This window comes from Microlunatus parietis, assembly GCF_013407955.1.
Lineage (GTDB): Bacteria > Actinomycetota > Actinomycetes > Propionibacteriales > Propionibacteriaceae > Microlunatus > Microlunatus parietis.
Window position 1 is genome coordinate 1,157,100 of sequence record NZ_JACCBU010000001.1, and the last position, 23,824, is coordinate 1,180,923.

20 protein-coding genes are annotated in these 23,824 nt (G+C 70.9%); 7 read left to right on the forward strand and 13 right to left on the reverse strand.

The features are described 5' to 3' along the window. Window positions 1-173 precede the first annotated feature (173 nt). Genes BKA15_RS05465 through BKA15_RS05495 form a run of 7 tightly spaced genes read right to left on the reverse strand, consistent with a single transcriptional unit; the run spans window position 174 to window position 6,959 of the window. Window positions 174-980 (reverse strand): inositol monophosphatase family protein, encoded by an 807-nt coding sequence (locus BKA15_RS05465; protein WP_179748776.1) that lies wholly within the window; start codon window positions 978-980, stop codon window positions 174-176. Then, entirely contained in the window at window positions 977-2,194 is a 1,218-nt protein-coding gene (locus tag BKA15_RS05470; protein WP_179748777.1) for an alpha-D-ribose 1-methylphosphonate 5-triphosphate diphosphatase, read from the reverse strand. Before BKA15_RS05470 ends, BKA15_RS05465 begins: the two co-directional genes overlap by 4 nt. Further along, entirely contained in the window at window positions 2,191-2,964 is a 774-nt protein-coding gene (locus BKA15_RS05475; RefSeq protein WP_179748779.1) for an ATP-binding cassette domain-containing protein, read from the reverse strand. Before BKA15_RS05475 ends, BKA15_RS05470 begins: the two co-directional genes overlap by 4 nt. A gap of 18 nt (window positions 2,965-2,982) precedes the next feature. Beyond that, on the reverse strand, window positions 2,983-4,752 hold the full coding sequence (locus BKA15_RS05480) for an alpha-D-ribose 1-methylphosphonate 5-phosphate C-P-lyase PhnJ (RefSeq protein ID WP_179748781.1): 1,770 nt from the start codon (window positions 4,750-4,752) through the stop codon (window positions 2,983-2,985). Beyond that, window positions 4,733-5,875: a carbon-phosphorus lyase complex subunit PhnI gene (locus BKA15_RS05485; RefSeq protein ID WP_218871082.1), complete on the reverse strand. Its 1,143-nt coding sequence runs from the start codon at window positions 5,873-5,875 to the stop codon at window positions 4,733-4,735. The genes BKA15_RS05480 and BKA15_RS05485 overlap by 20 nt, the downstream gene beginning before the upstream one ends. Then, window positions 5,875-6,531: a phosphonate C-P lyase system protein PhnH gene (phnH, locus tag BKA15_RS05490; RefSeq protein WP_179748783.1), complete on the reverse strand. Its 657-nt coding sequence runs from the start codon at window positions 6,529-6,531 to the stop codon at window positions 5,875-5,877. Before phnH ends, BKA15_RS05485 begins: the two co-directional genes overlap by 1 nt. Next, complete coding sequence (locus BKA15_RS05495; RefSeq protein WP_179748785.1) at window positions 6,528-6,959, reverse strand: phosphonate C-P lyase system protein PhnG; 432 nt, start codon at window positions 6,957-6,959, stop codon at window positions 6,528-6,530. The genes phnH and BKA15_RS05495 overlap by 4 nt, the downstream gene beginning before the upstream one ends. 1,331 nt (window positions 6,960-8,290) lie before the next feature. Here BKA15_RS05495 and BKA15_RS05500 point away from each other — a divergent pair. Continuing rightward, window positions 8,291-9,577 (forward strand): amidase, encoded by a 1,287-nt coding sequence (locus tag BKA15_RS05500; protein WP_179748787.1) that lies wholly within the window; start codon window positions 8,291-8,293, stop codon window positions 9,575-9,577. On the opposite strand, the gene phnE is transcribed toward BKA15_RS05500, so the two are convergent. From phnE to BKA15_RS05525, 5 genes are all read right to left on the reverse strand, one after another. Next, on the reverse strand, window positions 9,570-11,321 hold the full coding sequence (phnE, locus tag BKA15_RS05505) for a phosphonate ABC transporter, permease protein PhnE (protein ID WP_218871083.1): 1,752 nt from the start codon (window positions 11,319-11,321) through the stop codon (window positions 9,570-9,572). The two genes, BKA15_RS05500 and phnE, sit on opposite strands and share 8 nt — an antisense overlap. Before the next feature lie 5 nt (window positions 11,322-11,326). Continuing rightward, a complete protein-coding gene (gene phnC, locus BKA15_RS05510) occupies window positions 11,327-12,157 on the reverse strand; it encodes a phosphonate ABC transporter ATP-binding protein (RefSeq protein ID WP_179748789.1) in 831 nt (276 codons plus the stop codon). Further along, entirely contained in the window at window positions 12,157-13,137 is a 981-nt protein-coding gene (locus tag BKA15_RS05515; RefSeq protein WP_179748791.1) for a phosphate/phosphite/phosphonate ABC transporter substrate-binding protein, read from the reverse strand. The genes phnC and BKA15_RS05515 overlap by 1 nt, the downstream gene beginning before the upstream one ends. Before the next feature lie 144 nt (window positions 13,138-13,281). Further along, complete coding sequence (locus tag BKA15_RS05520; protein WP_179748793.1) at window positions 13,282-13,989, reverse strand: GntR family transcriptional regulator; 708 nt, start codon at window positions 13,987-13,989, stop codon at window positions 13,282-13,284. A gap of 102 nt (window positions 13,990-14,091) precedes the next feature. Continuing rightward, complete coding sequence (locus BKA15_RS05525; RefSeq protein WP_179748795.1) at window positions 14,092-14,670, reverse strand: TetR/AcrR family transcriptional regulator; 579 nt, start codon at window positions 14,668-14,670, stop codon at window positions 14,092-14,094. 128 nt (window positions 14,671-14,798) lie between these two features. Between BKA15_RS05525 and BKA15_RS05530 the strand changes: the two genes are divergently transcribed. The 4 genes from BKA15_RS05530 (at window position 14,799) to BKA15_RS05545 (ending at window position 19,476) form a co-directional block, all read left to right on the forward strand. Further along, on the forward strand, window positions 14,799-15,227 hold the full coding sequence (locus BKA15_RS05530) for a nuclear transport factor 2 family protein (RefSeq protein ID WP_179748797.1): 429 nt from the start codon (window positions 14,799-14,801) through the stop codon (window positions 15,225-15,227). Between the two features lie 116 nt (window positions 15,228-15,343). Further along, complete coding sequence (locus BKA15_RS05535; RefSeq protein ID WP_179748799.1) at window positions 15,344-16,864, forward strand: sodium:solute symporter family protein; 1,521 nt, start codon at window positions 15,344-15,346, stop codon at window positions 16,862-16,864. Beyond that, window positions 16,861-18,117 carry an acyl-CoA thioesterase/bile acid-CoA:amino acid N-acyltransferase family protein gene (locus tag BKA15_RS05540; RefSeq protein WP_179748801.1) on the forward strand — a complete coding sequence of 419 codons (1,257 nt, stop codon included), beginning with the start codon at window positions 16,861-16,863 and terminating at the stop codon, window positions 18,115-18,117. Before BKA15_RS05535 ends, BKA15_RS05540 begins: the two co-directional genes overlap by 4 nt. A gap of 69 nt (window positions 18,118-18,186) precedes the next feature. Continuing rightward, on the forward strand, window positions 18,187-19,476 hold the full coding sequence (locus BKA15_RS05545; RefSeq protein WP_179748803.1) for a peptidase associated/transthyretin-like domain-containing protein: 1,290 nt from the start codon (window positions 18,187-18,189) through the stop codon (window positions 19,474-19,476). Here the strand turns inward: BKA15_RS05545 and BKA15_RS05550 are convergent. Continuing rightward, on the reverse strand, window positions 19,433-20,152 hold the full coding sequence (locus BKA15_RS05550) for a TetR/AcrR family transcriptional regulator (protein ID WP_179748805.1): 720 nt from the start codon (window positions 20,150-20,152) through the stop codon (window positions 19,433-19,435). The two genes, BKA15_RS05545 and BKA15_RS05550, sit on opposite strands and share 44 nt — an antisense overlap. Window positions 20,153-20,307: 155 nt before the next feature. Here BKA15_RS05550 and BKA15_RS05555 point away from each other — a divergent pair, with 155 nt between their 5' ends. Both BKA15_RS05555 and BKA15_RS05560 read left to right on the forward strand, forming a co-directional pair. After that, window positions 20,308-22,044, forward strand: coding sequence for an ABC transporter ATP-binding protein (locus BKA15_RS05555; protein ID WP_179748807.1), 1,737 nt, complete (start codon window positions 20,308-20,310; stop codon window positions 22,042-22,044). Then, complete coding sequence (locus tag BKA15_RS05560) at window positions 22,041-23,774, forward strand: ABC transporter ATP-binding protein (protein WP_179748809.1); 1,734 nt, start codon at window positions 22,041-22,043, stop codon at window positions 23,772-23,774. The genes BKA15_RS05555 and BKA15_RS05560 overlap by 4 nt, the downstream gene beginning before the upstream one ends. Window positions 23,775-23,824 lie beyond the last annotated feature (50 nt).

The window sequence follows — 23,824 nt, forward strand, 5'->3', positions numbered from 1 at the left end:
CAGTCGAGAACGGAGAGCGCGAACGAGTTTCCCGCCGTCGACCGAGGCACCACCACCAAACCCGCCCTCACCTCGCCGCCGAGACGGCAAGGCTCGCCGAGCGGGAGCCACGACATGGGCCTGGTTGACAGATTCCCCGCGGAGCGCAGGATCCCGAACCTCATCTGGCCCGATCAGGAGTTGATCACCTCGACGATCTCGTCAGCCAGTTCCCGGGTCGCCGCGACGACGCCCGAGTAGCGCCGGGTCAGGTCATGATCGAATTCCAGCGGCCGGCCGAACGCGTCGCAGACGTGGCCGCCGGCGATCGGCATGATCACCATCGCGGCCGCGAGATCGACCAGCCGGTGAGTGTCCGAGCCCGGGTCGGCGAACGCGTCGACGGCCCCGGTCGCCACCAGCATCGCCTCCAGGCAGCTGGACGAGAGGATCCGGACCCGGCCGGCCCGGCGGCACAGCTGCATCCAGGTCTCGGCGGTGTCGCCGCGGGCCCCGTGCTTGGGGCGCAGCATCGACAGCGCCTGCCCGGCCAGCCGACGCGCGCCACTGGTCCGGTACGGCGCCGGTTCGCCGACCCGAGCCGCGATCGAACGCCCGGTCTCCAGCCAGCAGGTCAACGCCTCGATCGGCTTGCCGTCCTCGAGCAGCGCCGCGGAGTAGCAGGACAGCGGCACCCCGGCGGCGGCGTTCGCCGAGCCGTCGACCGGGTCGACGACCAGGGTCAGCGCGCTGCCGAGATCGACGAAACCCGCCTCCTCGCTGAGCACGTTGATCCCGTGCGTGCGCGCCGCGGCGAGGATCCGCTGCTCCACCAGGTCGTCGATCAGCATGGTCGGCGTACCGTCGGCGCCCATTCGGGTCTCCGCGGACAACTCGGCGCGGCCGTACCGCTGCTGGGCCTCGGCCAGTGCCTCGAAGGCGGCCCGGCAGGTGTCGGCTAGGGCCGGGTGTACGTCGCCGAGGACCAGGTCCGCGGTCATCGGCTGCTCTTGAACGTGGCCAGGACGGTCGGCCAGCCCGAGCCGTGGTCGTCGACCAGGACGAAGTCGGCCAGCTGGCCCGGCGCGATCCGGCCCCGGTCCGAGAGCCCGGCCACCGCCGCCGGTCCCGCGGTGACCAGGTGGGCCGCCGCCGGCAGGTCGGCCACGCCGGACCGGACCAGCGTGAAGACGGCGCCGAGCAGCGCGCTCGGCAGGTAATCCGAGGCCAGCGCGTCGACCAGGCCGAGCCCGATCAACTCGGCGGCGCCGACGTTGCCGGAGTGCGACCGGCCGCGCAGCACGTTCGGCGCGCCGGCGACCGAGGTCAGCCCCAGGTCGCGGGCCCGCCGGGCGGCCTCGACCGTGGTCGGGAACTCGGCCGTCGTCGCACCTCGCTCGTGCAGTTCGTCGATCGCGGCCGCGCTGTCCGGGTCGTGCCCGAGCAGCCGGATCCGGCCGGCCCGGGCCAGGTCGCCCAGCCAGGCCAGGTTGTCCCGGCGGATCGACTCGGTCCGCTCGGCGTCGGCCAGGATCTCCGCCACCCGCTGCTCCGCCGCGTCGCGATCCAGTCCGCCGTCGCCCATGATCGCCTTGATCAACACCTGCTGATCGGCGTATTGGCCCTGGCCCGGGGTGTGGTCCTCGTGCGAGACCAGCGGCTGCTCACCGTCCGGCAGCGAATCCAGCCGCCGCCGCAACAGTTCGGCCCCGACCTCGGACCGGACGGCGAACCGGTGCAGCACGCGATGATCAACTCGGGAGGAGGAGTGCGCGTCCACCGCCCCGCACAGTTCCAGGGCTCGCTCCGGCGAGCGCTCGGTGCCGCCGGCCGCCTTGTGCTGGAAGCCGGCCCCATGGAAGATCGTCGTCACGCCGGCCGCGGTCAGCTTCGCCTCGTACGAACTCAGCGCGAAGTCCCACGGCAGTACGGCATTCGCGCGCGGCGCCCGCTCCTTCTCCAGGGCATCGCTGTGGGCGTCGATCAGGCCCGGCAGCAGCAGCCGGCCTCTGGCGTCGACGTCGGCCGGCAGGACGCGCTCGGTCACCTCCTCGATCAGCCCGTCGTTGATGATCACCGTCGCGGGGTCGGTCACCCGGTCGTCCAGCACGACCCGCGCATTGCCGATCCGGTACGAGACCGGCGGTGCACCGACCGGCCAGCCGGAATCGGCGATCGGGCGTTCATGATCAAGTTCGGCCTGTAACGAATTCATACGTACGCCTCCTCCATGACATCGTCGAGGGCCCGATGGCCCGCCGCAAGCACTTTGTCCGGCGGACCGTCCGCGACCAGCCGGCCACCGTCGAGCACCAGCACCCGATCCGCCATCCGGCGGATGATCGCCAGATCGTGATAGACCGCGAGCACGCTGACCCCCTGCTCGGTGAGCCGTTCGATCACCGCGAGCGCGCGGGCCCGGTTCGCCGGATCGAGCGCGGACACCGGCTCGTCGAGCAGCAACAGTCGCGGCGGGCTCACCGTACCGGCGGCGAGATTGACCCGCTGCCGCTCCCCGCCCGAGAGCAGGCTGCAGTCGACGTCGAACAGCCGTTCCGGCAGACCGAGCAGGTCCAGCGAGGCGGCGGCCGCGGCCCGCGCCGCCTCCGGATCGAGGCCGCGGCGCTGGGCCGCGCCGGCGACCAGGCGCAGCGGATCCTGCCGCGGCGGAGCGACCAGGAACTGCGAAACGTACCCGAACTCGCGGCCGCGGAGCCGGGCCATCCGCCGGTCCGGCAGCGACGTCAGCTCCAGGTCACCGGCTTCGGTGTGCAAGATCACCCGTCCCGAATCCGGCCGGTAGTTGCGATACAGGCAGCGCAGCAGGCTGGACTTCCCGGCCCCGCTGGCGCCGGCGATCGCGAGATGCTCGCCGGCGGCCAGGGTGAACGACACGGTGTCCAGCGACTGCACCCGGCGGCCGCCGATCGCATGCAGGGTGAAGGTCTTGGTCAGTTCGGCGACGGTCAGGATCGGTGAGTTCATGATCGACTTTTCCTCCGGTCAGTGCTTCGCCGCCGCGACGAGGCGTTGGGTGTACGGATGGTGCGGGTCGGCGAACAGCTGGTCGGTCAGCCCGGTCTCGACCACCCGGCCGTGCCGCATCACCAGCGCCCGGTCGGTCAGCGCGTCGATCACCGAGAAGTCGTGGCTGACCACGACGACGGCGATCTCCCGCTCGGCCAGCAGTTCGCGGAGCAGGTCCAGCACGCCGGCCGCGACCGAGGCGTCCAGCCCGGTGGTCGGCTCGTCGAGCAGCAGCACCTGCGGATCGGTGGCGAGTGCCTTGGCGATCTGCACCCGCTGCCGCATCCCACCGGAGAACTGGCCGACGACGTCGTCCATCCGCTCCAGCGGCACCTCGACCCGCTCCAGCAGTTCCGCGGCCCGGTCCCGGATCGCGTGGTACGACCGCCAGCCGGCTGCCGTGAGCCGGTCGGCGACATTGCCGCCGGCCGAGATGCCGAGATCGAGACCGGCCGCCGGATCCTGATAGACGACGCTCAACGTACCGATCCGCAGGGCCCGGCGCTCGGCCGGATCAAGATCAAGAACATTCGTCCGGCCCTCGTCGACGGAGCCGAGGAAGACCGCGCCGGTGGCCTCCAGCTCGTCGCCGATCAGGCAGCGCATCACGGTCGACTTGCCCGAGCCGGACTCGCCGATGATGCCGAGCGCCTCCCCCGGCGCAACGTCGAAGCTCACCGCGGCCGCAGCGACCACCTCGCTCGAGCCGCGGTAACCCCGGTAGGTCTTGCCGAGATCGGAAACCTTGATCGACCACTCCTCCCCCGGCGCCGTAACGCCGGCCGGCGGCGCGGTCCAGCTCCGCCGTTTCGTGCCCGCGGTGGCCAGGACCCGACGGGACGGATCGGGCAGCAGGTGCAGTGGCGACCGGTCCCGATGATCTTGGTCGGCCATCCCGGCCCGTACCTTCAGGCACCACTGGACGTCGGAACACAGATAGTCGCCCGCCGCCGTCTCGACCAGGAACGTGTCGTCCGAGCCGCACAGGCCGCACCGGCTGCCGGCGGTGTACTCGACCTCGAACGGCACGTCGGTGAACGTCAACGGTTCGACCTTGGTGTGCGGCGGGACCGCGTAGATCTTCTTGTCCCGGCCGTGGCTGAGCAGGGTCAGATGATCACTGTCGTCGAGCCGCGGGATGTCCCAGCGCGGGATCGGACTGGGCGCCATCAGATAACGATCTTGGACCATCACCGGGTAGCCGGCGCCGCCGCTGATCACGCCGTTCTGCGCCAGCCCCTCGTAGAGCCCGACCCACATCTTGGCGTAGTCGGCCTCCGCGTGCCGGCGCTTGCACTCGTACACCGACTTCTCGACCTTGCGCAGCGGTTCGGACTGCGGCACCTGCAGCACCAGGATGTCGTCGGCGTCCAGCTTGTCCTCAGGCACCCGGTGCCGGGACTGCACGATCGAGGCGTCGAGGGTGTCCGCGGTGGTACGGCAGCGCAGAGTCCCGGCGATCAGCCGCCGCAGGTTCACCGCGTTGACGCCCTCCTCGTCGCCCTGGTCGATCACCTTGACCGAGTCGTCCGGGCCGCCGATCGCGAGCGTCACCTGGAGCCCGCCGGAGCCCCAGCCGCGAGCGACCGGCATCTCCCTCGAACCGAACGGGACGATGTAGCCGGGCACGCAAACCCCGGACAGGCAGGCCCGCCGGACCTCACGCTTCGCCTGCTCGTCCAGCACCACCGGCGCCGAGTCCTCCGGCCGGTCCTCGATCAGTTGATCAAGCGTGGTCGTGATCATGGTCGCACTCCTCCCCGTGCTCGGTCTCGGTCGTCGGTACGGCCTCGCCGGCGGCCGCCTCGGCTCGCTCCAGTTGGGATCGGAAGGTCACGTAGTGCGGCAGCTTGAGGTGCTCCAGGAAGCCGCACGAAGCCAGCCCGTCCGTGGTGTGCAAGAGAATCTGGTCGAGCCGCTGACCACCCTCGGTGCCCCGGAACCGGTGCGCGGCAAGATCAAGACTCGCCATCGCGATCGTCTTCCGCTCGTTGTGGCCGAGTGCCATCCCGTACCCGATATCGAACGTCGCGGCGTCCTCGCCGCGGTCGGTGAGGTGAGTGATCGCCTCGGTCTCGGTGACCCGGAGCCGGCCGATCTGGACCGGGTTCCCGGTGTGCGGGTGGCGCACCCGGAGCGGGACCCGGCCGTGCCGTACCTCACCGAGGGTGACCGACTCGTCGGTGTAGCCGTCCGGGCCGATGATCGACTGGTACCAGATGTTGATCAAGCCGCCGGTCTCGGCGAGGGCCATCGCGGACAGCAGCGCCGAGCGGTCGGCCGGCAGTTGGGGCGCCATCAGGGCCAGGTCGAACGGCTCCGGGTCCTCGGGATCGTGGCGATCGGCCAGCACGCCGCGGTCGGCCAGGTAGTCGCGGTAGCGGCGGAACGGCTCGTCCCGCGGCGGCTCGGTCGGCTCGTCGTCCGGCGCCGGCGGATCAACCGGCAGCGGCGGTTCGCTGTCCCACGGCGCGTCCGGCGCGTGCAGCAGCCGGGCCGTGTAGTCGACGGTCTCGCCGAGCAACTGCGGGCCGTCCGGCTTGCGGTGCGCCGGGACGATCCGCCGCAGCAGTTCGAGTTCCCGGGGATTCACCGGTTCGGAGTACGCCAGCCGCGGCAGGGTCGACCGGTGCGCCCGGAGCAGGTGCACCGCCTCCGCGGCGTCGCCGCCCGCCTGCAGGAACGCGGTGGCGGCGGTCTGCGGATCCCACAGCCCGCCCTCGCCCATGATCTTGTCCAGCGCGCTCGGGAAGCACTCGATCACCTGGTCGACGGTGATCACGCCGTCCAGCATCGCCCGCCGCTGCAGCACCAGCCGCTCGGCCGCGATGATCGCCTCGGTGCCGCCCTTGTTCGTGCCCGCGTACATCAGCCGACCTCGATCCGGGTCGTCCGCGGGATCCCGATCATGGTCCGGTAGTCGGTGATCAACACCAGGTCGATCCCGGTCGGGAACGCCGCCGTCAGGTCGGCCCGGGCGGCGAAGAAGTCCCGGCTGAGCCCGGCGACCGTGATCATGGTCGTGCCCTTGATGCCCGGTCCGCTCAGCGTCAACTCGATCGCCTCCGCGCCCTGAGCCTGTCGAAGGGCCGCGCCCTGAGCTTGTCGAAGGGCCTCAACCCGCTGGCTCAGCAGTGCACCGAACTCGGGGGACCAGGTGCTGCCGACCGGCAGTCCGCTCAGCTCTTCATGATCATCGTCGAGCGCGACGGCGAACCGCGCCTGCTCCGGCTCGACGTACTGCGCCCCGGTCGCGGTCGCGATGCGCCGGGCCAGGCCGGCCGCTCGGCCGAGGCCGGCCAGGGGCGCCATCAGATCGGTCAGGGCCAGCGGGACCAGCGCCGCGGCCGGAACTCCGGCGGGCAGCTCGTCGGCCGGCAGCCGCTGCAGGCTGCCCGGCCGGGACAGCGCGCCGAGGCAGGCGCGGAACACCTGCTGCGAAGCTGAGGCCGACAGGGCGGGCAGCACCGGCCAGGCGGCGTCGGCGGACTCCGCGGTCGGCGTCGGGTGGGTGGTCAGCGTCACGGGATCTCCTCGAACTCGACGACGGACGGGGCCAGCCGGGCCCACTCGGCGGCGCGTTCGGCCTCCCGGCGGGCCCGGCCCTCGCGGCACAGATCGAGCACCCGGGCCGCGTACGGGCCGGACGAGACGACCTCGGCGTCGCAGATCGCCGCCGCCAGCGCGGCCCGCCGGTCCGAACCGAGCCGCATCCCCCAGCCGAGGTGGCCGCGCAGGCTGACCTCGGCGGAGCAGGCGAGCGCGTCGGCGAGGATGAACCGCTGCTCGGCCACGGGTTCGCGGACCTGGGTGACCACACTGCCGACCGTCGGCGGCCTGGTGATCATGAGGTCGGGTTCGTTGGCGACACACTCGTCGGCGAGCGCGATCAGTCCGGACGCGTCGATCATGCTCAACTCGGAACAGACGTCTTCCCTGGTCATCGCATCCATCGGGCCTCGTTTCTCGGCGGGTGCTGGATGTCTCCGAGCGTGCAACGCCAGCCCTGCGCCAGCCTCGCCGCAACCTGACCGACCGATGAACACCCCAGAAACACCGCAGCGCCTTGTCACCCGACCAAGATCAGCTCCGGCCCGCCCGTTCCGCTGCCGTGCCCACCCGGAGCCCGCCCGCGAGCGCCGAGCGCCGATCCTGAGCCCACGGCAGTCGCGTCAGCCGTGCGCGCGGAGGCACGAGCGATGGCGCGCGCTCCCCCTTGCCGGCGCGAACGGTCGGCGAGGCGTGGGGTTGTCGACAAACCCACGCCCTGGGCACCCAGGAACGTGGGAATGTCGACAACACCGCACGACCTGGAGCGCGAGGTCGCCACCGGGACAAGCTCCTGGCTCGAGACGACGGCTCCGGTGCGGAGTCTCGCCGGTCAGTGAGGGTGTTGCAGAGTTCGGTCTGTCGGAGTCATCGCCGAAGATCTTGCGGGCCCTGCCCTACTTGAGGCGCACGACCGGAGTGAATTTCAGCCGGTCAGTCAGGGGTGTTGCAGAATTCGATCCGTAGGCACCATCGCCGAAGATCTTTGCGGGCCCTGCCCGTTACTCGATGCCCGCGACCGGGGTGAATTTCCGCCGGTCAGTCGCGGCGGAAATCCACAGCGGTCGGGTCGTGAGGTGGACGCCATCCAGGCCGACCGGGGCGAGTGGCACGATTTTGCACTTTGCTGCACCGGGGGACCGTTTTTCTCGGCCTTTGAGCCGCAGCAAAGTGCAATTCTGTGCCACAGCCCGTTGGGCAATAGCAAGCTGCGTGGCCGTGCCACTCCCCCTTCACTGAGCGGACGCGTTGACCTCCATTTCGGCCGGATTCGCCGGTCAGGGCGTCCGCTCGACGACGTCACCGCACCAACAGGGTCTTTCGCGAGGTCGCACGACTGTGCCGAATCCGCAGCAGGCTCCAGTCGCGGCGGAAATCCACGGCGGTCGAGTCGTGAGGTGGCCGTGCAACAGGCTCCAGTCCCGGCCGCATCTCGCCCAGGATCCGGAGCCCACCGCCCGGCCCGACGTGGGATTGTCGACAACCCCACGGCCTGCGTCGCCTGGAACGTGGGAATGTCGACAACACCACACCACCTGGGGCGCGCAACCCCAGCGCGCCTGGACAACTCCCGTGAATCTCGGCCCGCCAATCGCCCTGGAAGACACCCGGTCGCCGACCACCAACGGCGGCTGCGAGCCGGGGCCCGGGTGGCACCGGGGAGTTCGCGGGTGCTCCGGTGCTGCCCCGAGCGGTTGACCGACCCACCGTCGCCGCGCTCGTTAGGCTCGTGAAGATGGGCATCGAGGAGCGGGCCGAGGCCGCGTTGTCGGCCATGGCCCGGCTCGATTCCGATCTTCACTTCGTCGCCGAGCCGTGGCCGGACCGGGCCCGCATGCTGGCCCGGGCGATCGCAGCGCAACCGGCCGCCGAGCGCGGGCCGTTGGCCGGGGTTCCGTTCATGATCAAGGACGGGACGGGTCCGGAGACCCCGATCGTGCAGCGTCTGATCGCGGCCGGCGCCGTGCCGATCGGCACCACCACCCGCCCCGATCCCCGGGTCGATTCGCAGACCTGGGGGTGGAACGGCCATGATCACACGCGCAACCCGTGGTCCCTCGACCGCAGCTCCGGCGGCTCCTCGGCCGGTTCCGCGGTAGCGGTCGCGGCGGGCGTGGTCCCGTTCGCGACCGGCGGCGACAGCGCCGGCTCGCTGCGGATCCCGGCCGCGTTCTGTGGCGTCGTCGGGTTCAAGCCGACGGTCGGCCGGATCCCGCGCACCGGTGGTCGCAGCCTCGCGCAGCTGACCTGCGCCGGCGTCATCGGCGCCACGGTCGACGACGTCGCCACCGCGGTCCAGGTCGCCAGCGGCAGCCATCCGCTCGACCCGACCGCGCTGCCCGCCTGGCGGCCCGCCGTCCCGCCCGCTCCCGCCGCCCAACCCACGCCGATCCCGGAGCCTGTCGAAGGGCATGGCCCGAGCTACCCCGGCCCGCCGGTAGGCGCGGCGCGCGTCGCTCAGAGCTCGGCTGGCCGCGGCGCGGAAGGGGTCCCGCCGACCGGCCGCCCGCTCCGCGTCGCGTACTCCGCCGCCCTCGGCTTCGCCGCCACGGACCCCGCCCTCGCCGCGATGGTACGAAGTCGCGTGCAGACGCCGGTCGACCGCGGTGAGCTCGACCTGGTCGACCGACCCGTTCGGTTGACCGACCCGAAAGACGCCTGGCACACCCTCTACGCCCTTGATCGCGGTGACGAAGTCGATCATGGGGACCTGCGGTCGGCGCTTGCGTACCGCAAGGGCCTGGAGCGCACCCTGAGCGATCTCTTCGCCGGCGTCGACGCCTTGATCACGCCGACCACGCCGCAGACCGCGTTCCCGTACCGGGACTACCGGGACCACGTCGCCTGCGATCTCTGCTGGGCGTTCAACGTCTCCGGCCATCCCGCGATCTCGGTCCCGGTCGGCCTGCTCGACGGACTCCCGGTCGGCGCCCAGGTCATCGCCGCCCCGCACCGGGACGACCTGGCGATCCGGGTCGCCCGGCTGATCGCCGTGACCCTCCCCGCACCGCCGGTCAGCTGACCCGGCGGCGGACCCAGATCGCGAGCGCCTCGATCGCCAGGATCACCACCAGGATCATGATCAGGCAGCTGGTCACGACCGGATAGTTGAGCACCCGGTTGGCGTTGGTCATGTAGTAGCCGATGCCGCCGGCGCCGACCACGCCGAGGTTCGTCGCGCCGCGGACGTTGACATCGAGCTGGTGCATCACATGGGCGACCACGGAAGGCGCCGCCTGGCGCAGCGTGGCGGCACCGAAGACCTGCAGCCCGCCACCGCCGGTGGAGCGGACCGCGTCCTGGACCGCGACATCGGTCTCCTCGATCGAGTCGGCGATGATCTTGCTCAGGAAACCGACCGCACCGAAGGAGAGGGCCAGTGCGCCGGCGACCGGGCCGAGCCCGGTGATCACGACGATGCAGATCGCGATGATCAAATCCGGGAACGCGCGGACACCGACGATGATCACCCGGCAGAACGTCGCGATACCAGGCCGCGGCGCGACGTTCCGGGCGGCCAGGACGCCGATCGGGATCGCCGTGACCAGACCGATCAAGGTCCCGGCCAGACCCATCTGCACGGTCTCGACCATCGCGGCGAACAGCTTGTCACCGATCCCGCCAAGCCCCGGCGGCAGATAGAGCGAGGCGACGTGCAGCGCCTGCTGGAACCCGCCGGCGAGCTGTTCCGGGGTGATCTGGGCACCGGCCAGCGACGCCCCGATCACCACCGCCGTCAGCAGATACCCACCGGTGCGCCCGATCCGCTCCGCGTTCCACGGCGGGCTGACCCGGCCCCCAGCCCCGGCCGGTGGAATCAGTGCGCCGGCGGTCGCCGAACCGCTCACCCAGCCACCCGACGAACGGTCGGCCCGATCCCGAAGCCGCCGCACCCAGGCCAGCGGTGATCGCCGCGACGAGGCCCGGCCGAGCAGCGCCATCCGGATCAGCCCGGACACCAGCTCGGTGATCAGACAGATCACCAGCAGGATCAGCGCCAGCGCCAGCCCACGCCGGTAATTCATCGTGTTCAGCGCCCCGGCGAGCTCGAGCCCGATCCCGCCGACGCCGACGAAACCGAGGATCACCGAGCCGCGGAGGTTGATGTCGAACCGGTGCAGCGCGGTGGCGACCAGGGCCGGCCCGAGCCGCGGCAGGATCGCCCCGGTGAGCTGCTGCAAGCCGGTGGCACCGGTGGCCCGGACCGCCTCCCGCGGGCCCGGGTCCAGCTCCTCGATCGCGTCCGCGTACAGCTTGCCGACCATGCCCACCGAATGCAGCCCGAGCGCGAGGATGCCGGCCAGCGCACCGAGCCCGAAGATCCGCAGGAAGAACATCGCCAAGATCAACTCGGGCAGCGCCCGGGCCAGCACGATGATCACCCGCGCGCCGCCGCGGGTGACCGAGTTGATCGTCGTGTTCCGGGCGGCCAGCAGCGCGACCGGAACGCTGATCAGCACCGACAGCACGGTCGCGCAGACCACGATCGCGAGCGTCTGCCCCACCATGGCCAGGATCTCCTGCACCGGCGGGAAATCCAGCGGCACCACCCGGCCCAGGAACGCGACGGCGTAGTCGATCCCGTCGATCATCGTCGCCAGGTTGATCTTGAGGTCGATGATCGACCAGACGGCGGCGCCGAGCAGGCCGAGCAGCACGACGTTCATGATCAGATGCCCGAGCGGCGTCCGCGGCCGCGGCGGGAACCGGACCGGTTCGCCGCCGCTGCCTGATCCCACGCCGGACCGCGTGTCCAGAAGGGTCATCGACGCTACCCGGCCAGCGCGGGTTGTCCCACCCGGACCGGCCGGGCCGGCTCGGCCGCCGTCTCCGGCTGGGCTCCGACGGACCCGTAGATCTCCATCGCCTGTTCCCGGGACAGACCCACCGCCGCCCGGTCCAGCACCACGGCACCGGACCGCAGCCCGACGATCCGGTCGGCGAAGTCGAGGGCCAGCTCGACCTGGTGCAGGCTGCACAGCACGGTCAGGTCGTCCTCGGCGCCGATCTCGCGGATCAGTTCCATCACCTGCGCGCTGGACTCCGGATCGAGCGACGCGACCGGTTCGTCGGCCAGCAGGATCTTCGGCCGCTGCACCAGGGCCCGGGCGATCGCGACCCGCTGCTGCTGACCGCCGGACAACGTGTCGGCCCGCTGGAACGCGCGGTCGGCCAGGCCGACCCGGTCCAGCTGCTCCAGCGCCTGCCGGCGGACCGAGCGCGGATACATGGCGAGCCCGAGCCGGGGCCCGAACAGCGAGCCGAGCAGCCCCGTACACACGTTCTCCAGCACTGTGCTCGGCCCGACCAGATGGAAGTTCTGGAACACGAAGCCGATCTGCCGGCGCAGTGCCCGCAGCGACCGGCCGCGGGTGATCGACACCTCCTCGCCGAGCACCCGTACCGTCCCGGTGGTCGGTTGCTGCAGGCCGTTCACCTGCCGGAGCAGGGTGGACTTGCCGGAGCCGGACAGGCCGAGCAGCACCACCACCGTGCCGGGCTCGACCGAGAACGTGACGTCGTCCAGCGCGACGGTCTCACCGAACCGTTTGCCGACGCGCTCGAATTCGATCACCGGCCGGCCCTGGTCCTTGATCATCATCAGCCGGCCTGACAGGAGTCGGCCTTGGTGACCTCGCAGACCTTGCGGATCCCGTCGTACGTCGCGTCGTCGATCGTCTTGTAACCCCAGACCTCCTCGCCCGGCAACGTGCAGGCGTCAGCGCTGTCGCAGTAGCCGTTGGCCGACAGCCAGTCCACGTTGAGCTTGTTGCTGAAGATGTCGGTGAGCTTTTCCTTGAGCGGAGCGGACAGCGTGTCGCTCATCACGATCGGCGACGAGGGGATCAGCTCCGAGGTCCAGACGGTACGCAGCGAGCCGGCGGGGATCTGACCGCTCTCCTCCAACTGCGGGATCATCCCGTCGTGGGCGAAGCCGGCGTCGCACTGGCCGGTGGCGACGGCGATCGCGGACGAGTCGTGGCCGCCGGCGAACACCGGGGTGACATCCTTCTTCGGATCCAGCCCGGACTCGAGCAGACCGGCCGAGGGATAGAGGTTGCCCGAGGTCGACGTCGGGTCGACAAAGCAGACCTTCTTGCCCTTGAAGCCCGCCAAGTCCTTGATCGGCGAATCCTTCGGCACCAGCCCGAGCGAGTGGTAGCCACCCGTGGATTCCTTGTCGTCGGCCAGGAACCCGAGGATGGAGACGGGCACGCCGCTGTCCTTCGCCACCACGTACGAGAACGGTCCGTACGAGGCGAGCTGCACCTTGCCGGCCCGCTGCGCCTCGATCACCGCGGCATAGCTGGTGGCCGGCTGGAACTCCACCTTCTTGCCGGTCTCCTTCTCGATCACCTCCATCACGAGCCCGTACTCCTCGTCGATGTTGCTCGAGTTCTCGCTCGGGATGTGACCGAGCATCAACACGTCCGGGTCGGCACCCGGCTCCGGTCCCGCGACCGCACTCTCGCCGCAGCCAGCCAGGAAGCCCGCGCCGACCAGCAGCGCTGCGGCCAGCACGGCCTGGCCCTTCCTGGTCGACAGTGCGACCTTCCCCCTGCTCAGCGGGCCGACCTTCATGTGGACTCCTCGCGAATCGGATCGTCAACTGCCGTCGTCGATCACTGTCCGCGCCGGGCCTGACGCCCACCTCAGGGCCAGGTGAACAATCGGAAATCCTCGCTGACAATCGTCGCGGGTCTGGCGGACAAGTTCGTTATGGGGTCATTCCTCCAGCTCGAGCACCATCCGGACCAGGTCCGGCCGGGTCCAGGTCGTGCTGCACATCAGTTGCCGCGCATCGCCCCGGTTCCGGGTCAGGCTCTCCACGATCCAGGTCGGCCGCGGCCCGTCCAGCCCGAGGCGTTCGCCGACCGCCGCCGGCGGCGTGTCCAGACCGATCCGGCACCAGGCGCGGACGGGGTCGTAGCCGCGGCCGCGGAGCACCTGGTCGAGCGATTCGATCACCCGGAGACCGACCTCGATGTGGTCGCAGACGTCGAGGCTGATCCACTCCTCCGAGTAGCCGGACACCTCGTCGTCGATGTAGCTCATCCGGATCAGTTGCTGGGCCTCGGTGCCCGGCGCCAGGCCGAGCCGGCCGGCGACCGGCTCCGGCACGGCGCGCAGTTCGGCACCGACGAGATGGGTGTACGCCTTCGCACCGGCACTGGCGATCGTCTCGTGCAGCGACGGCCGGCGACTGCGCGAGATCACGTAGTCGATCCGCCGGTTGACGAACGTCCCCGAGCCCTGCACCCGGCGTACCAGATATTGATCATGGAGTTCCTTCAGCGCGGCACGGACCGTGCTGCGGCTGACGCCGAACCGCTTCATGATCGCGTGCTCACCGTCCAGCCGATGTCCGGCCGGCAGTTCGCGGATCTCGGCCGCCAGCACCGCGGCGACTTCCCGGGACAATTTGGCAACCATGTTTCGACGATGGGCCTTCGACCTGCCCTTGGAGCAAGCGGCATCCGACGACGGACTGAACCCGGCCTGAACGGGTCTTGAACGTCAGCCCCGGCGTCGGGACTACCCGACGCTACGCAGCCCATCAAAGATGATCTTGGTGGTACGGTCTCGCAGTTCGGCACTCCACCCCGCGGACAGGGCCGCCTGACAGGTGCCGACCAGCAGCGCCATCACCTCCGGGGCCTCGACGTCGCGCCGCACCCGGCCGGCTTCCTTGGCCCGATCCAGCAGCGGCGTGATCATGGCCTGCAGCGAGCCGATCGGCTTGTCGACGCTCAGGTCGACCCCTTCCAGCGCCAGCGCGTCGACGACGGACTTCCGCCCGGCGGCGACGGCGACCAGGTCACCGAAGAACGTGAAGAAGGCCTCGGGATCGTCACCCTCGTTCAAGCCCTCGGCCAGCTCGGCGACCCGTACCCAGCGGTCCTTGACGATCGCCGAGAGCAGCTCGCGTTTGGTCGGGAAGTGCCGGAAGACGGTGCCGACGCCGACCCCGGCGACCCGGGCGATCTCGGCGGTCGAGGCGGTCGGTCCGGACCGGTCGAAGACCTCCTCGGCGGCGGCCAGGACCCGCGCGCGGTTGCGGACGGCGTCCGCGCGTTGCCTGGTGACCGGCGGGGTCGGTTCGTTGCTCGGCACAGTGCCTTGAATCTATCGATTCGCCGAACCCTGCACCCGACTTCTTGTGAACCGGAGTCATCACTCCGTATCCTGACCGGCAAGCGGACTGACTGCTCCGCTTCACCGAGAGATTCAGGAGGACGCGCATGACGCCCAAGGAGATCTACCTGCGCCAGCTCGAGCTGGCGATCGCCGGCGACCGGGACGCCCAGGCCGCCTACTACGCGCCGGACGCCGTCGTGCACTTCCCGTTCGCCCCGGAAGGCGTGCCGGACCGGTTCGACGGCAGGGACGCGATCAGGAGCATGTCCGTCGCCCTGGACCGGGTCCGTGGCGACGCCGCCCCGATCCCGGCGGAGTCGAACCTGACCGTGCACGAGACCACCGACCCGGAGGTGATCATCGCCGAGCTGGACGCCGTCGCCGTCGACCCCGCTTCCGGTCGACGACAGCGGGTCCGGCAGCTCCACGTCGTCCGGGTCCGGGACGAGTTGATCATCGAACACCGTGACTACTTCGCCGGCGCCTCGGCCGAGCTGGTCCGGCAGGCCCTGGCGACCCCGTCCGCACCCTGAGCCTGCCGAGGGCCGAACTGCCCAACGCGCCCTGAGCTTGCCGAAGGGCCAGCCGGATGTGTCTTGCCCCCTCGTAAACCCTTGACCTGCAACCGATTGCATGCCACCGTTTCTCAATGCAGGCACTGGACTGGGTGATCGTCGGCGGCTACTTCCTGGTCATGATCGGGATCGGGCTCTGGGCCAAGGCACGAGTGAAGAACTCTGCCGACTACTTCACCGCGGGCGGCCGGATGCCGTGGTGGCTGTCCGGGATCTCGCACCACATGTCGGGCTACAGCGCGGCGGTGTTCGTGGGGTATGCGGCGATCGCGTACACGGAGGGCTTTGTGCTCTACGTGTGGTGGGCGATGGGCATTACGGTCGCGATGGTCGTCGGTGCCTTCCTGTTCGCGCCGCGTTGGCCCCGGCTCCGGCAGCGCCTCGACATCATCTCGCCGCTGGAGTACCTCAAGATCAGGTACAACCTGCCGACCCAACAGTTGCTGGCCTGGAGCGGGACAGCGCTCAAGGTGTTCGACGTCGGCGCGAAGTGGACCGCGATGGGCATCCTGCTGAACGTCTTCGCCGGGGTGCCGCTGGTCTGGGGCATCCTGCTGACCGGCGGGGTGACCCTGGTCTACTCCACCGTCGGCGGGCTCTGGGCCGACGCACTGACCGACACCGGCCAGTTCCTGATCCAGTTCGTCGCGGGGATCGTGCTCTTCGTCGTCGTGCTCACCTCGCTGGACGGCGTGGCGACCCTGTGGACGTTGTGGGACCGGCTGCCGGAGGGCCACGGCGACGCGTTCAACGGCCAGTACACGGTGCTGTTCGTCGCGGTCTATCTGTTGATCAACACGCTCTCGTACAACGGCGGCACCTGGAACCTCGCCCAGCGCTTCATCGCCTCGCCGACCGGCAGCACCGCGCGCCGGGCCGCGCTCCTGTCGGCCGGGCTCTACCTGGTCTGGCCGCTGATCATGTTCTTCCCGATGTGGGCGGCGCCGCTGCTGGTGCCGGACCTGGCCGATCCGTCCCAGTCCTACGCCCGGCTCGCCCTGCAGCTGTTGCCCGCCGGCCTGGTCGGGCTCGTGCTGGCCGGGCTGTTCTCGCACACGATGGCGATGACCGGGTCCGACGCGAACGCGATCTCCTCCGTCGTCACCCGGGACATCCTGCCCGCACTCCGGCGGCGACCCACCGGCCTCAGCACCAGGACCGAGCTGACGATCGGCCGGATCGCGGTGTTCAGCTTCATCGCCCTGAGCATGGTGATCGCGCTGACCTCGGGCTCCTTCGGCGGAGTGCTCGGACTGTTGATCACCTGGTTCGGCGGTCTGGTCGGCCCGATCGCGATCCCGATGTTGCTCGGCCTGTTGCCGGCCTTCAAGCGGTGCGGGCCTTCCGCCGCGATCATCTCCTGGGCGGCCGGGCTGGCCGTCTTCGTGATCACCAAGTTCGTCCTGCCGAAGCAGATCGCCGCCCTGGCCCCGGACCAGGCGACCGCGATCACCGTCGGTGGCCCGGTGCTGATCGCTCTGGTGATCTTCATCGTGATCGGCCTGGTCCGGCCCTGGCGCAACGCCGAGTCGGAACAGCTGGTCGATTCGCTCGGTACGGATGCGGAGGCGGGCGCCGAGGCCACCGTTCGATGAGCCCGGGACCGTGGCGGCTGATCGCGATCATGATCGGCGCCGCGCTGCTGGCCCTGGGGTCGATCGGTTGCACCGCGCCGACCGATCCGGTGATCGACGTCGACCCGGCGGCGGCCCGGGCCGACCAGCCGGTCGCGATCCGGGTCACCGGCCTCCGCGCCGGCGGAGAGGTGCGACTCGCCGTCCGGTCGACCGACGCCGACAGGCTCACCTGGGAATCGTCGGCGACCTACACCGCCGACCGGGACGGGATCGTCGATCCGGCCGGCCAGGCCCCCACCGCGGGTACGTACACGGACCTCGATCCGATGGGACTCCTCTGGTCCCTGCAGCCCGTTCCCGCATCGACCGAGCCGGTCCGCTACGCCTGGCCCGCCGGTCCGGCGACCTTCACGATCACCGCGACGGTCGACGGCCGGCCGGGGGTGACGCGCGACGTCACCCGCACCCTCTATTCGGGAGGCCGCGAGCGACAGACCCTCGAGCTGGACCGGGACGGGTTCATCGGCAGCTACCGGCCGGCGGCCGAGTCCGCGGAGCGCCGGCCGGCCGTCCTGCTGATCGGCGGCGCCGAGGGCGGCCTCAGGACCACGGTCGTCGGGGACGCTCTCGCCGAACGCGGCCTGGCGACCCTCTCGGTCGCGTACTTCGGGCTGCCCGGGCTGCCCGACACCCTGACCGAGATCCCGCTGGAGACCTTCGAACCGGCGCTGCGCTGGCTGCGCCGGCAGCCGGGCGTCGACCCGGATCGGATCTGGACCATGGGCGTCTCCCGGGGCTCCGAGCCGGCCCAACTGCTCGCCGTCCAGCACCCGGATCTGGTCCATGGCGTGCTGGCCACGGTCCCGTCCGGGATCGTCGTCTGCGGCTTCCCCGACTGCGACCGGTCGGCCTGGACGCTCGGGTCGAAGCCGCTCCCCTACGCCCCGCCGGGCAACCCGGAGCCGGCCGAGCAGGCCGCAATCATCCCGGTCGGCCGGATCGCCGGGCCGGTGCTCGCCGTCTGCGGCGGCGCCGACCGGCTCTGGCCCTCCTGCCGCCACGCCGAGTCGATCATGGGCCGGCTCGACCGGGCCGGCCACACCGAGCACCGGCTCTGGTCCTACCCCGAAGCCGGGCACGGTCTCGGCGGCCTGCTGCCGTACACGCCGGCAGTGCCGTCCGACGACAGCCGCGGCACCAGCCCGGCCGCCAACCAGCGCGCGGAGGCCGAGGTCTGGCCCCAGGTGATCGACTACCTGCTGCGGCACTGACCGGTGAACTCTCGACGAACAATCGGTGCCCGGCCCGACGCCGGAGCTTGATCGTCGAAGACTGATCAGATGCGCACCAGAATTGCTGTGGGGCTGGTGGCCGCGGCCCTGACCCTGCTCATGGCCCAGCCGGCGGCGGCCGAGAATGCTTCGACCCTGTCCGGCACCATCGTCGTCGCCGCCGGCGGCGAGCCGGTGCCGGGTGCCGAGGCCGAGCTCTGCCGGTTCGACGAGGACGGCACCCCGACCGAGACCCGGCGGCTGGGCATCGCCGATGATCAAGGCCGCTTCATGATCACCGACGTGCCGGACGGCGAGTACACGTTCCTGTTCCGCGATCCGTGGTCGATCCCGCAGAACGGGACCCGGTACCTGATCTCCCGCTGGTACGGCAACGTGAAGGCGCTCGGCGACGCGTGCTGGCAGAACCCGCAGCGCCAGGCCGGCCGGTTCACCGTGGCCGGCGGCGACGTCGCCGGGCTCGACGGCACCCTGCCGGTCGGCGGCCGGATCATCGGGTTCGCCAACGACACCCTCGGCGAGCCGGTCAACGAGATGCAGGTCGGCTACACCGACGCGAGCGGACTGGATCACGGAGTGCTCTCGGGCTGGCCGACCGGCGGCGAGTACCGGACCCGGCTGGTGCTGCCGGGGCCGCAGCAGGTCACGTTCTTCGACGGCCGGACCGGTGCGAAGGTCGTCAAGCCGGTGACCGTCGCCGCGGGTACGACGACCAGGCTGGACGCCGACTTCGCCGCGACGACCCTCGATCCGGGTCTCGGCGGTCCGGAGATCCGGGCCCCGCGAACCCTCGCCAAGGGAGCCCAGCTCGAGATCGTCGGCCGCTGGTACCACGCCGACATCGAACTCCGCTACACCTGGTTGCGCGACGGCCGGCCGATCCGCGGGGCGACCGACCGGACCTACCGGCTTACCGCGGCCGACGCCGGCCGCACCGTCGGAGCCCGGGTCACGGCCGGCCTGGCCGGGCACGAGGCCGTCACCGTCGACGCCGCCGCGCCGGTCCGCCTGAAGCCGCGCGACTCGGTCACCGGACTGGTGCTGTCGCCGTCGTCGACGGGACGGGACCAGACGAACGCGCTTCGGGCCCAGGTCCACGTGTCCGTCGAGTCCGGCGCCCCGGCCGGCACGGTGATCATCTGGGACGACTCGCACGGCGAGGAGCAGGGTCACCACATCAAGCTCGGCGAGGGTCGGCCCAACGAACTCGGCGACGTGATCATCGCCTTCCCGAGCAAGCTGGCCCTCGACGGCGGCCGGGCCTACGCCGAGTTCGTACCGGACGATCCCGAGGTCAACGCCTCGTACTCGGCCGAGCAGCCGTACCGGATCCGGTAGCGAACCGGCCCAGGCCCGCGATCACCGTGTCGATCATGAACCGGTAGAACGCGTCCCGCTGTTCCTCGGCCTCGTCCGCGCCCGCCACGAAGGGAACCACGAGCGAGGCGGCGATCAGCGACAGGCCTTCGCTGTCGGCGCCCTCACGCCGGAAGTCGTCCATCATCGCGGCATGATCACGCGGGCCGTCGCCCTCGTGGTCGAGCCGGTCGTCGGTGATCGAGATCGTCAGCAGCGCGGTGTTGATCAAGGCGCCGTACGCGAACCCGATCCGGTCGCCGAAGCCGGCCCGGCGCAGCATCTCGACACCGCCGTCGACGACCGCCAGCAACGCCGGGAAGGTCGGCCCGTGCATCAGCAGCCACTTCGCGGTGCCGGGATAGCCGGCCAGGATCGGCCGCAGGTCGAGCAGCAGGGTGCGGAACCAGCGGGCCCAGCCGAACCGCGCCGACGGCGGCCGGACCTCGGACACCACCCGCTCCACCACGTGCCGGCAGAGCAGGTCCTTGCCGCCGACGTGGTGATAGATCACCGACGGCGCGACCCCCAATTGCCCGGCCAGATCACGGATCGACCAGCGGAACAGATGCCGCCCGGCCGACAGCCGGACGGCCGCGTCGATCACCGTGTCGGGGGTCAGGCCACTGTGGAAGGGAACGGTCGCAGGGCCGGTCACGGGATCACCTCCTGGGCAGACCCTCAGTCTGACCGATCGGACCGGACCGAGTCACAGTAAGGCTTGCCTGAGAGATCGAATCTTGCGTTCGTCGATTAGAACAGTGTTCTGTATAGTTGGCAACGATTTTCAACAAGACTCGGGAGGCGGATCGGATGTTCGGCGCTGTCCGCGGCCGGCTGGTGATCATCGCCGGGCTCAGCCTGGTCGGCGCGGTCGCCGGCGTGCTGCCGTTCGTCGCGATCATCGAGTTGGTCCGCACCCTCTGGCCGGCGCTGTCCGGCGGGCCGGTCGACGCCGGGCGGGCCTGGGCCGTCGTGATCGGCGGGGCGGCGGCCCTGGTGGTCGGGTTCCTCGCCGCCGTCGGCTCGGCCATGATCGGCCACCTCGCCGACAACGACCTGCAACTCGACCTGCGGACCCGGATCGTCCGGCACCTTCGCACGCTGCCGCTCGGCTGGTTCGACCGGCGCTCCTCCGGCACCGTCAAGAAGCTGGTCGAGAACGACGTCGCGGCGCTGCACCAGCTGGTCGCGCACGCGATCCAGGACACGATCACGGCGATCGCCGTCCCGGTGATCTCGCTGGCCTACCTGGTCGCTGTCGACTGGCGGATGGCCGCGGCGAGCGTGCTGCCGGTGCTGCTCACCGTCGTCCTCTATTCGATCATGATGCGCGGCGGCCAGCAGAAGTACGTCGAGTACGACGCATCCGTGGTCCGGCTGAACGGCGCCACGATCGAGTACGTGCACGGCATCGCGGTGGTGAAGACCTTCGGTCAGGCCGGCCGCAGTCACGACCGCTATCGGGAGGAAACGCGCCGGTTCGTCCGGTTCTACGACGGCTGGATGCGCGAGACCTCCGCCCTGTCCAGCACCATCGAGTTGATCACCTCTCCGCTGACCGTCCTGGTCTATCTGTGCGCGGTCGGGTTCCTGCTGGTCGGCGCCGGGGTGATCGCCCCGCTGGCCGTACTGCCGGCGCTGCTGCTCGGGCTCGGCCTGACCGCGCCGCTGCTCCAGCTCGGCGCCACCGCCCAGTTCCTCCGGAACGCCACCAAGGCCCGCGAGTCGCTGGCCGAGTTCTTCCGGACGCCGCCGATCACCGAGCCGGCGGACCCGGTCGAGCCGGCCGGCTCCGACGTGGCGCTGCGGGACGTGTCGTTCGGCTACGACCAAGATCATCGGGTGCTGCACGAGATCGCCGCCCGCTGCGAGCCCGGCACGGTGACCGCGCTGGTGGGCGCCTCCGGCTCGGGCAAGTCGACGCTGGCCCGGCTGGTCCCGAGGTTCTACGACCCGACCGCCGGCACCGTCGCGATCGGCTCCACCGACGTGTCGACGATCGCGAGCCGGCGGCTCTACGCCGACATCGGTTTCGTCTTCCAGGACGCGTATCTGCTCCGGACCAGCATCCGCGACAACATCCGGCTGACCCGGCCGGACGCCGACGACGAGGCCGTCCAGCAGGCCGCCCGAGCCGCCCAGATCCATGATCGAATCCTGCGGCTGCCGCGTGGCTACGACTCCGTGATCGGCGTGGACGCGACCCTGTCCGGCGGCGAGGGCCAGCGGCTCACCATCGCCAGGGCGCTGCTCACCGACGCGCCGATCCTGGTCCTGGACGAGGCCACCGCGTTCGCCGACCCGGACTCCGAGGCGGCGATCCAGCAGGCCTTGTCCCGGCTCGCCGCCGGGCGCACCCTGCTGGTGATCGCCCACCGCTTGCACACGATCACCGGCGTCGACCAGCTGCTGGTGCTCGACGAGGGCCGGATCGTCGAGCGCGGCACCCATGATCAACTCGCCGTGGCGGGCGGCCCGTACCAGGAGCTCTGGGCGCGCTACCGTCGGGCACGCTCCGGCTCCGGCCGGCTGGAGGTGGCGGGATGATCGGCAAACTGCTCCGGCTGACCACGGCCACCGGCCGACGGCAGCTGATCGGCTTGATCACCACCGTCGTGATCACCGCGGTCCTGCAGGGCGTGGCGTTCGTCGTCCTGGTGCCGTTCCTGACCTCCTGGATCGCCGGCGACGCGGCGACCGCCGCCGGCTGGCTGATCACGCTGGTCGTGATCGCGCTCGTCTACGGCGTGGTGTTCCGGATCGGCAGCCTGCTCGGCCAGCGCGCCGCCACCGAAGTGCTGCAGTCGCTGCTGGACCGGCTCGGCGACCGGCTGGTCGAGCTCCCGCTCGGCTGGTACGCGACCGACCGGTCCGGCACCGCGGCCGACATCGCCACCCGCGGTGTGGTGTTCGCCTCGACGGTCCCGTACGCGATCCTCCGGCCGATCCTCACCGCGTTCATCACCCCGGCCACGGTGCTGGTCGGCGCGCTGCTGATCGACTGGCGGATCGGCCTCACGCTGGCCCTCGCGGTGCCGCTGATCTGGCTCTGCTACCGGTGGATCTCGCGCCGGATGGCTGCGGCCGATCGTGATCATGCCGCCGCGGTCGGCGACGCATCCGCCCGGGTGATCGAGTACGCCCGGGTCCAGCCGGCCCTGCGCGGGGTCGGCGACAACGCGATCGCCCGGCGGCTGGTGGCCGACGCCCTGCGTGATCAGCACGCCGCGAACCGGGCGCTGATGATCACCGGCGGCACCGGCGTCGGCGTGTTCGGCGCCGTCGTCCAGCTGACGGTGATCGCGGTATTGATCGTCGGCAGCTACCTTGCGCTCGGCGGCGACCTCGGCCTCGGCTCCCTGGTCGCGCTGCTCGTGCTGGCGGTCCGGTTCACCGAACCGGTCGTCCACTCCGGCGCTCTCGGCGGCGGCGTCGCCATCGCGAGCAACACCCTGGACCGGATCCAGGGTCTGCTCGACGAGCCCGCGCTGCCCGAGCCGACGACGCCGGCGCGGCCGAGCGACTCGGCCATCCGGTTCGACCGGGTCAGCTTCGGTTACGGCGATCAGCCGGTGCTGCGCGAGCTGAGCTTCGAGGTGCCGGCCGGCAGCACGACCGCGATCGTCGGCCCGTCCGGCTCCGGCAAGACCACGATCATCCGGTTAATCGCACGCTTCTACGACCCCGACCGAGGCACGGTCGCGATCGGCGGAGCGGCGCTGCCCGACCTCGGCAGTCGCCAGGTCGCCGCCATGGTGGCGCCGGTCTTCCAGGACGTGTACCTGTTCGACGCGACGATCATCGACAACATCAGGATCGGCGACCCGGCGGCATCCGAGGAGGACGTCCTCGACGCCGCCCGCCGGGCCCGGGTCGACGAGATCGCGGACCGGCTGCCGGGCGGCTGGCAGGCCCGGGTCGGCGAGGGCGGCAGCAACCTCTCGGGCGGCGAGCGGCAGCGGGTCTCGATTGCCCGCGCACTGCTCAAGCGGGCGCCGATCGTGCTGCTCGACGAGGCCACCGCGGCCCTCGACGTGACCAACGAGGCCGCGATCACCGACGCCGTGACCGCCGTCCGGGACGGCCGCACCGTCGTCGTGGTCGCGCACCGGCTGCAGACCATCGCCGGCGCCGACCAGATCCTGCTGCTCGACGAGTCAGGCACCGTCGCCGAACGCGGCACCCACGCCGAACTGCTCGCCGCCGGCGGCCGCTACGCGCGCTACTGGAACGAGCGGGTCGACGCGGCCGGCTGGCGCCTCATCCCGCAACCCTGACAGGAGCCCACCCGTGTCCACCACCTCCGCACCTTCCGAAGCAGCATCGC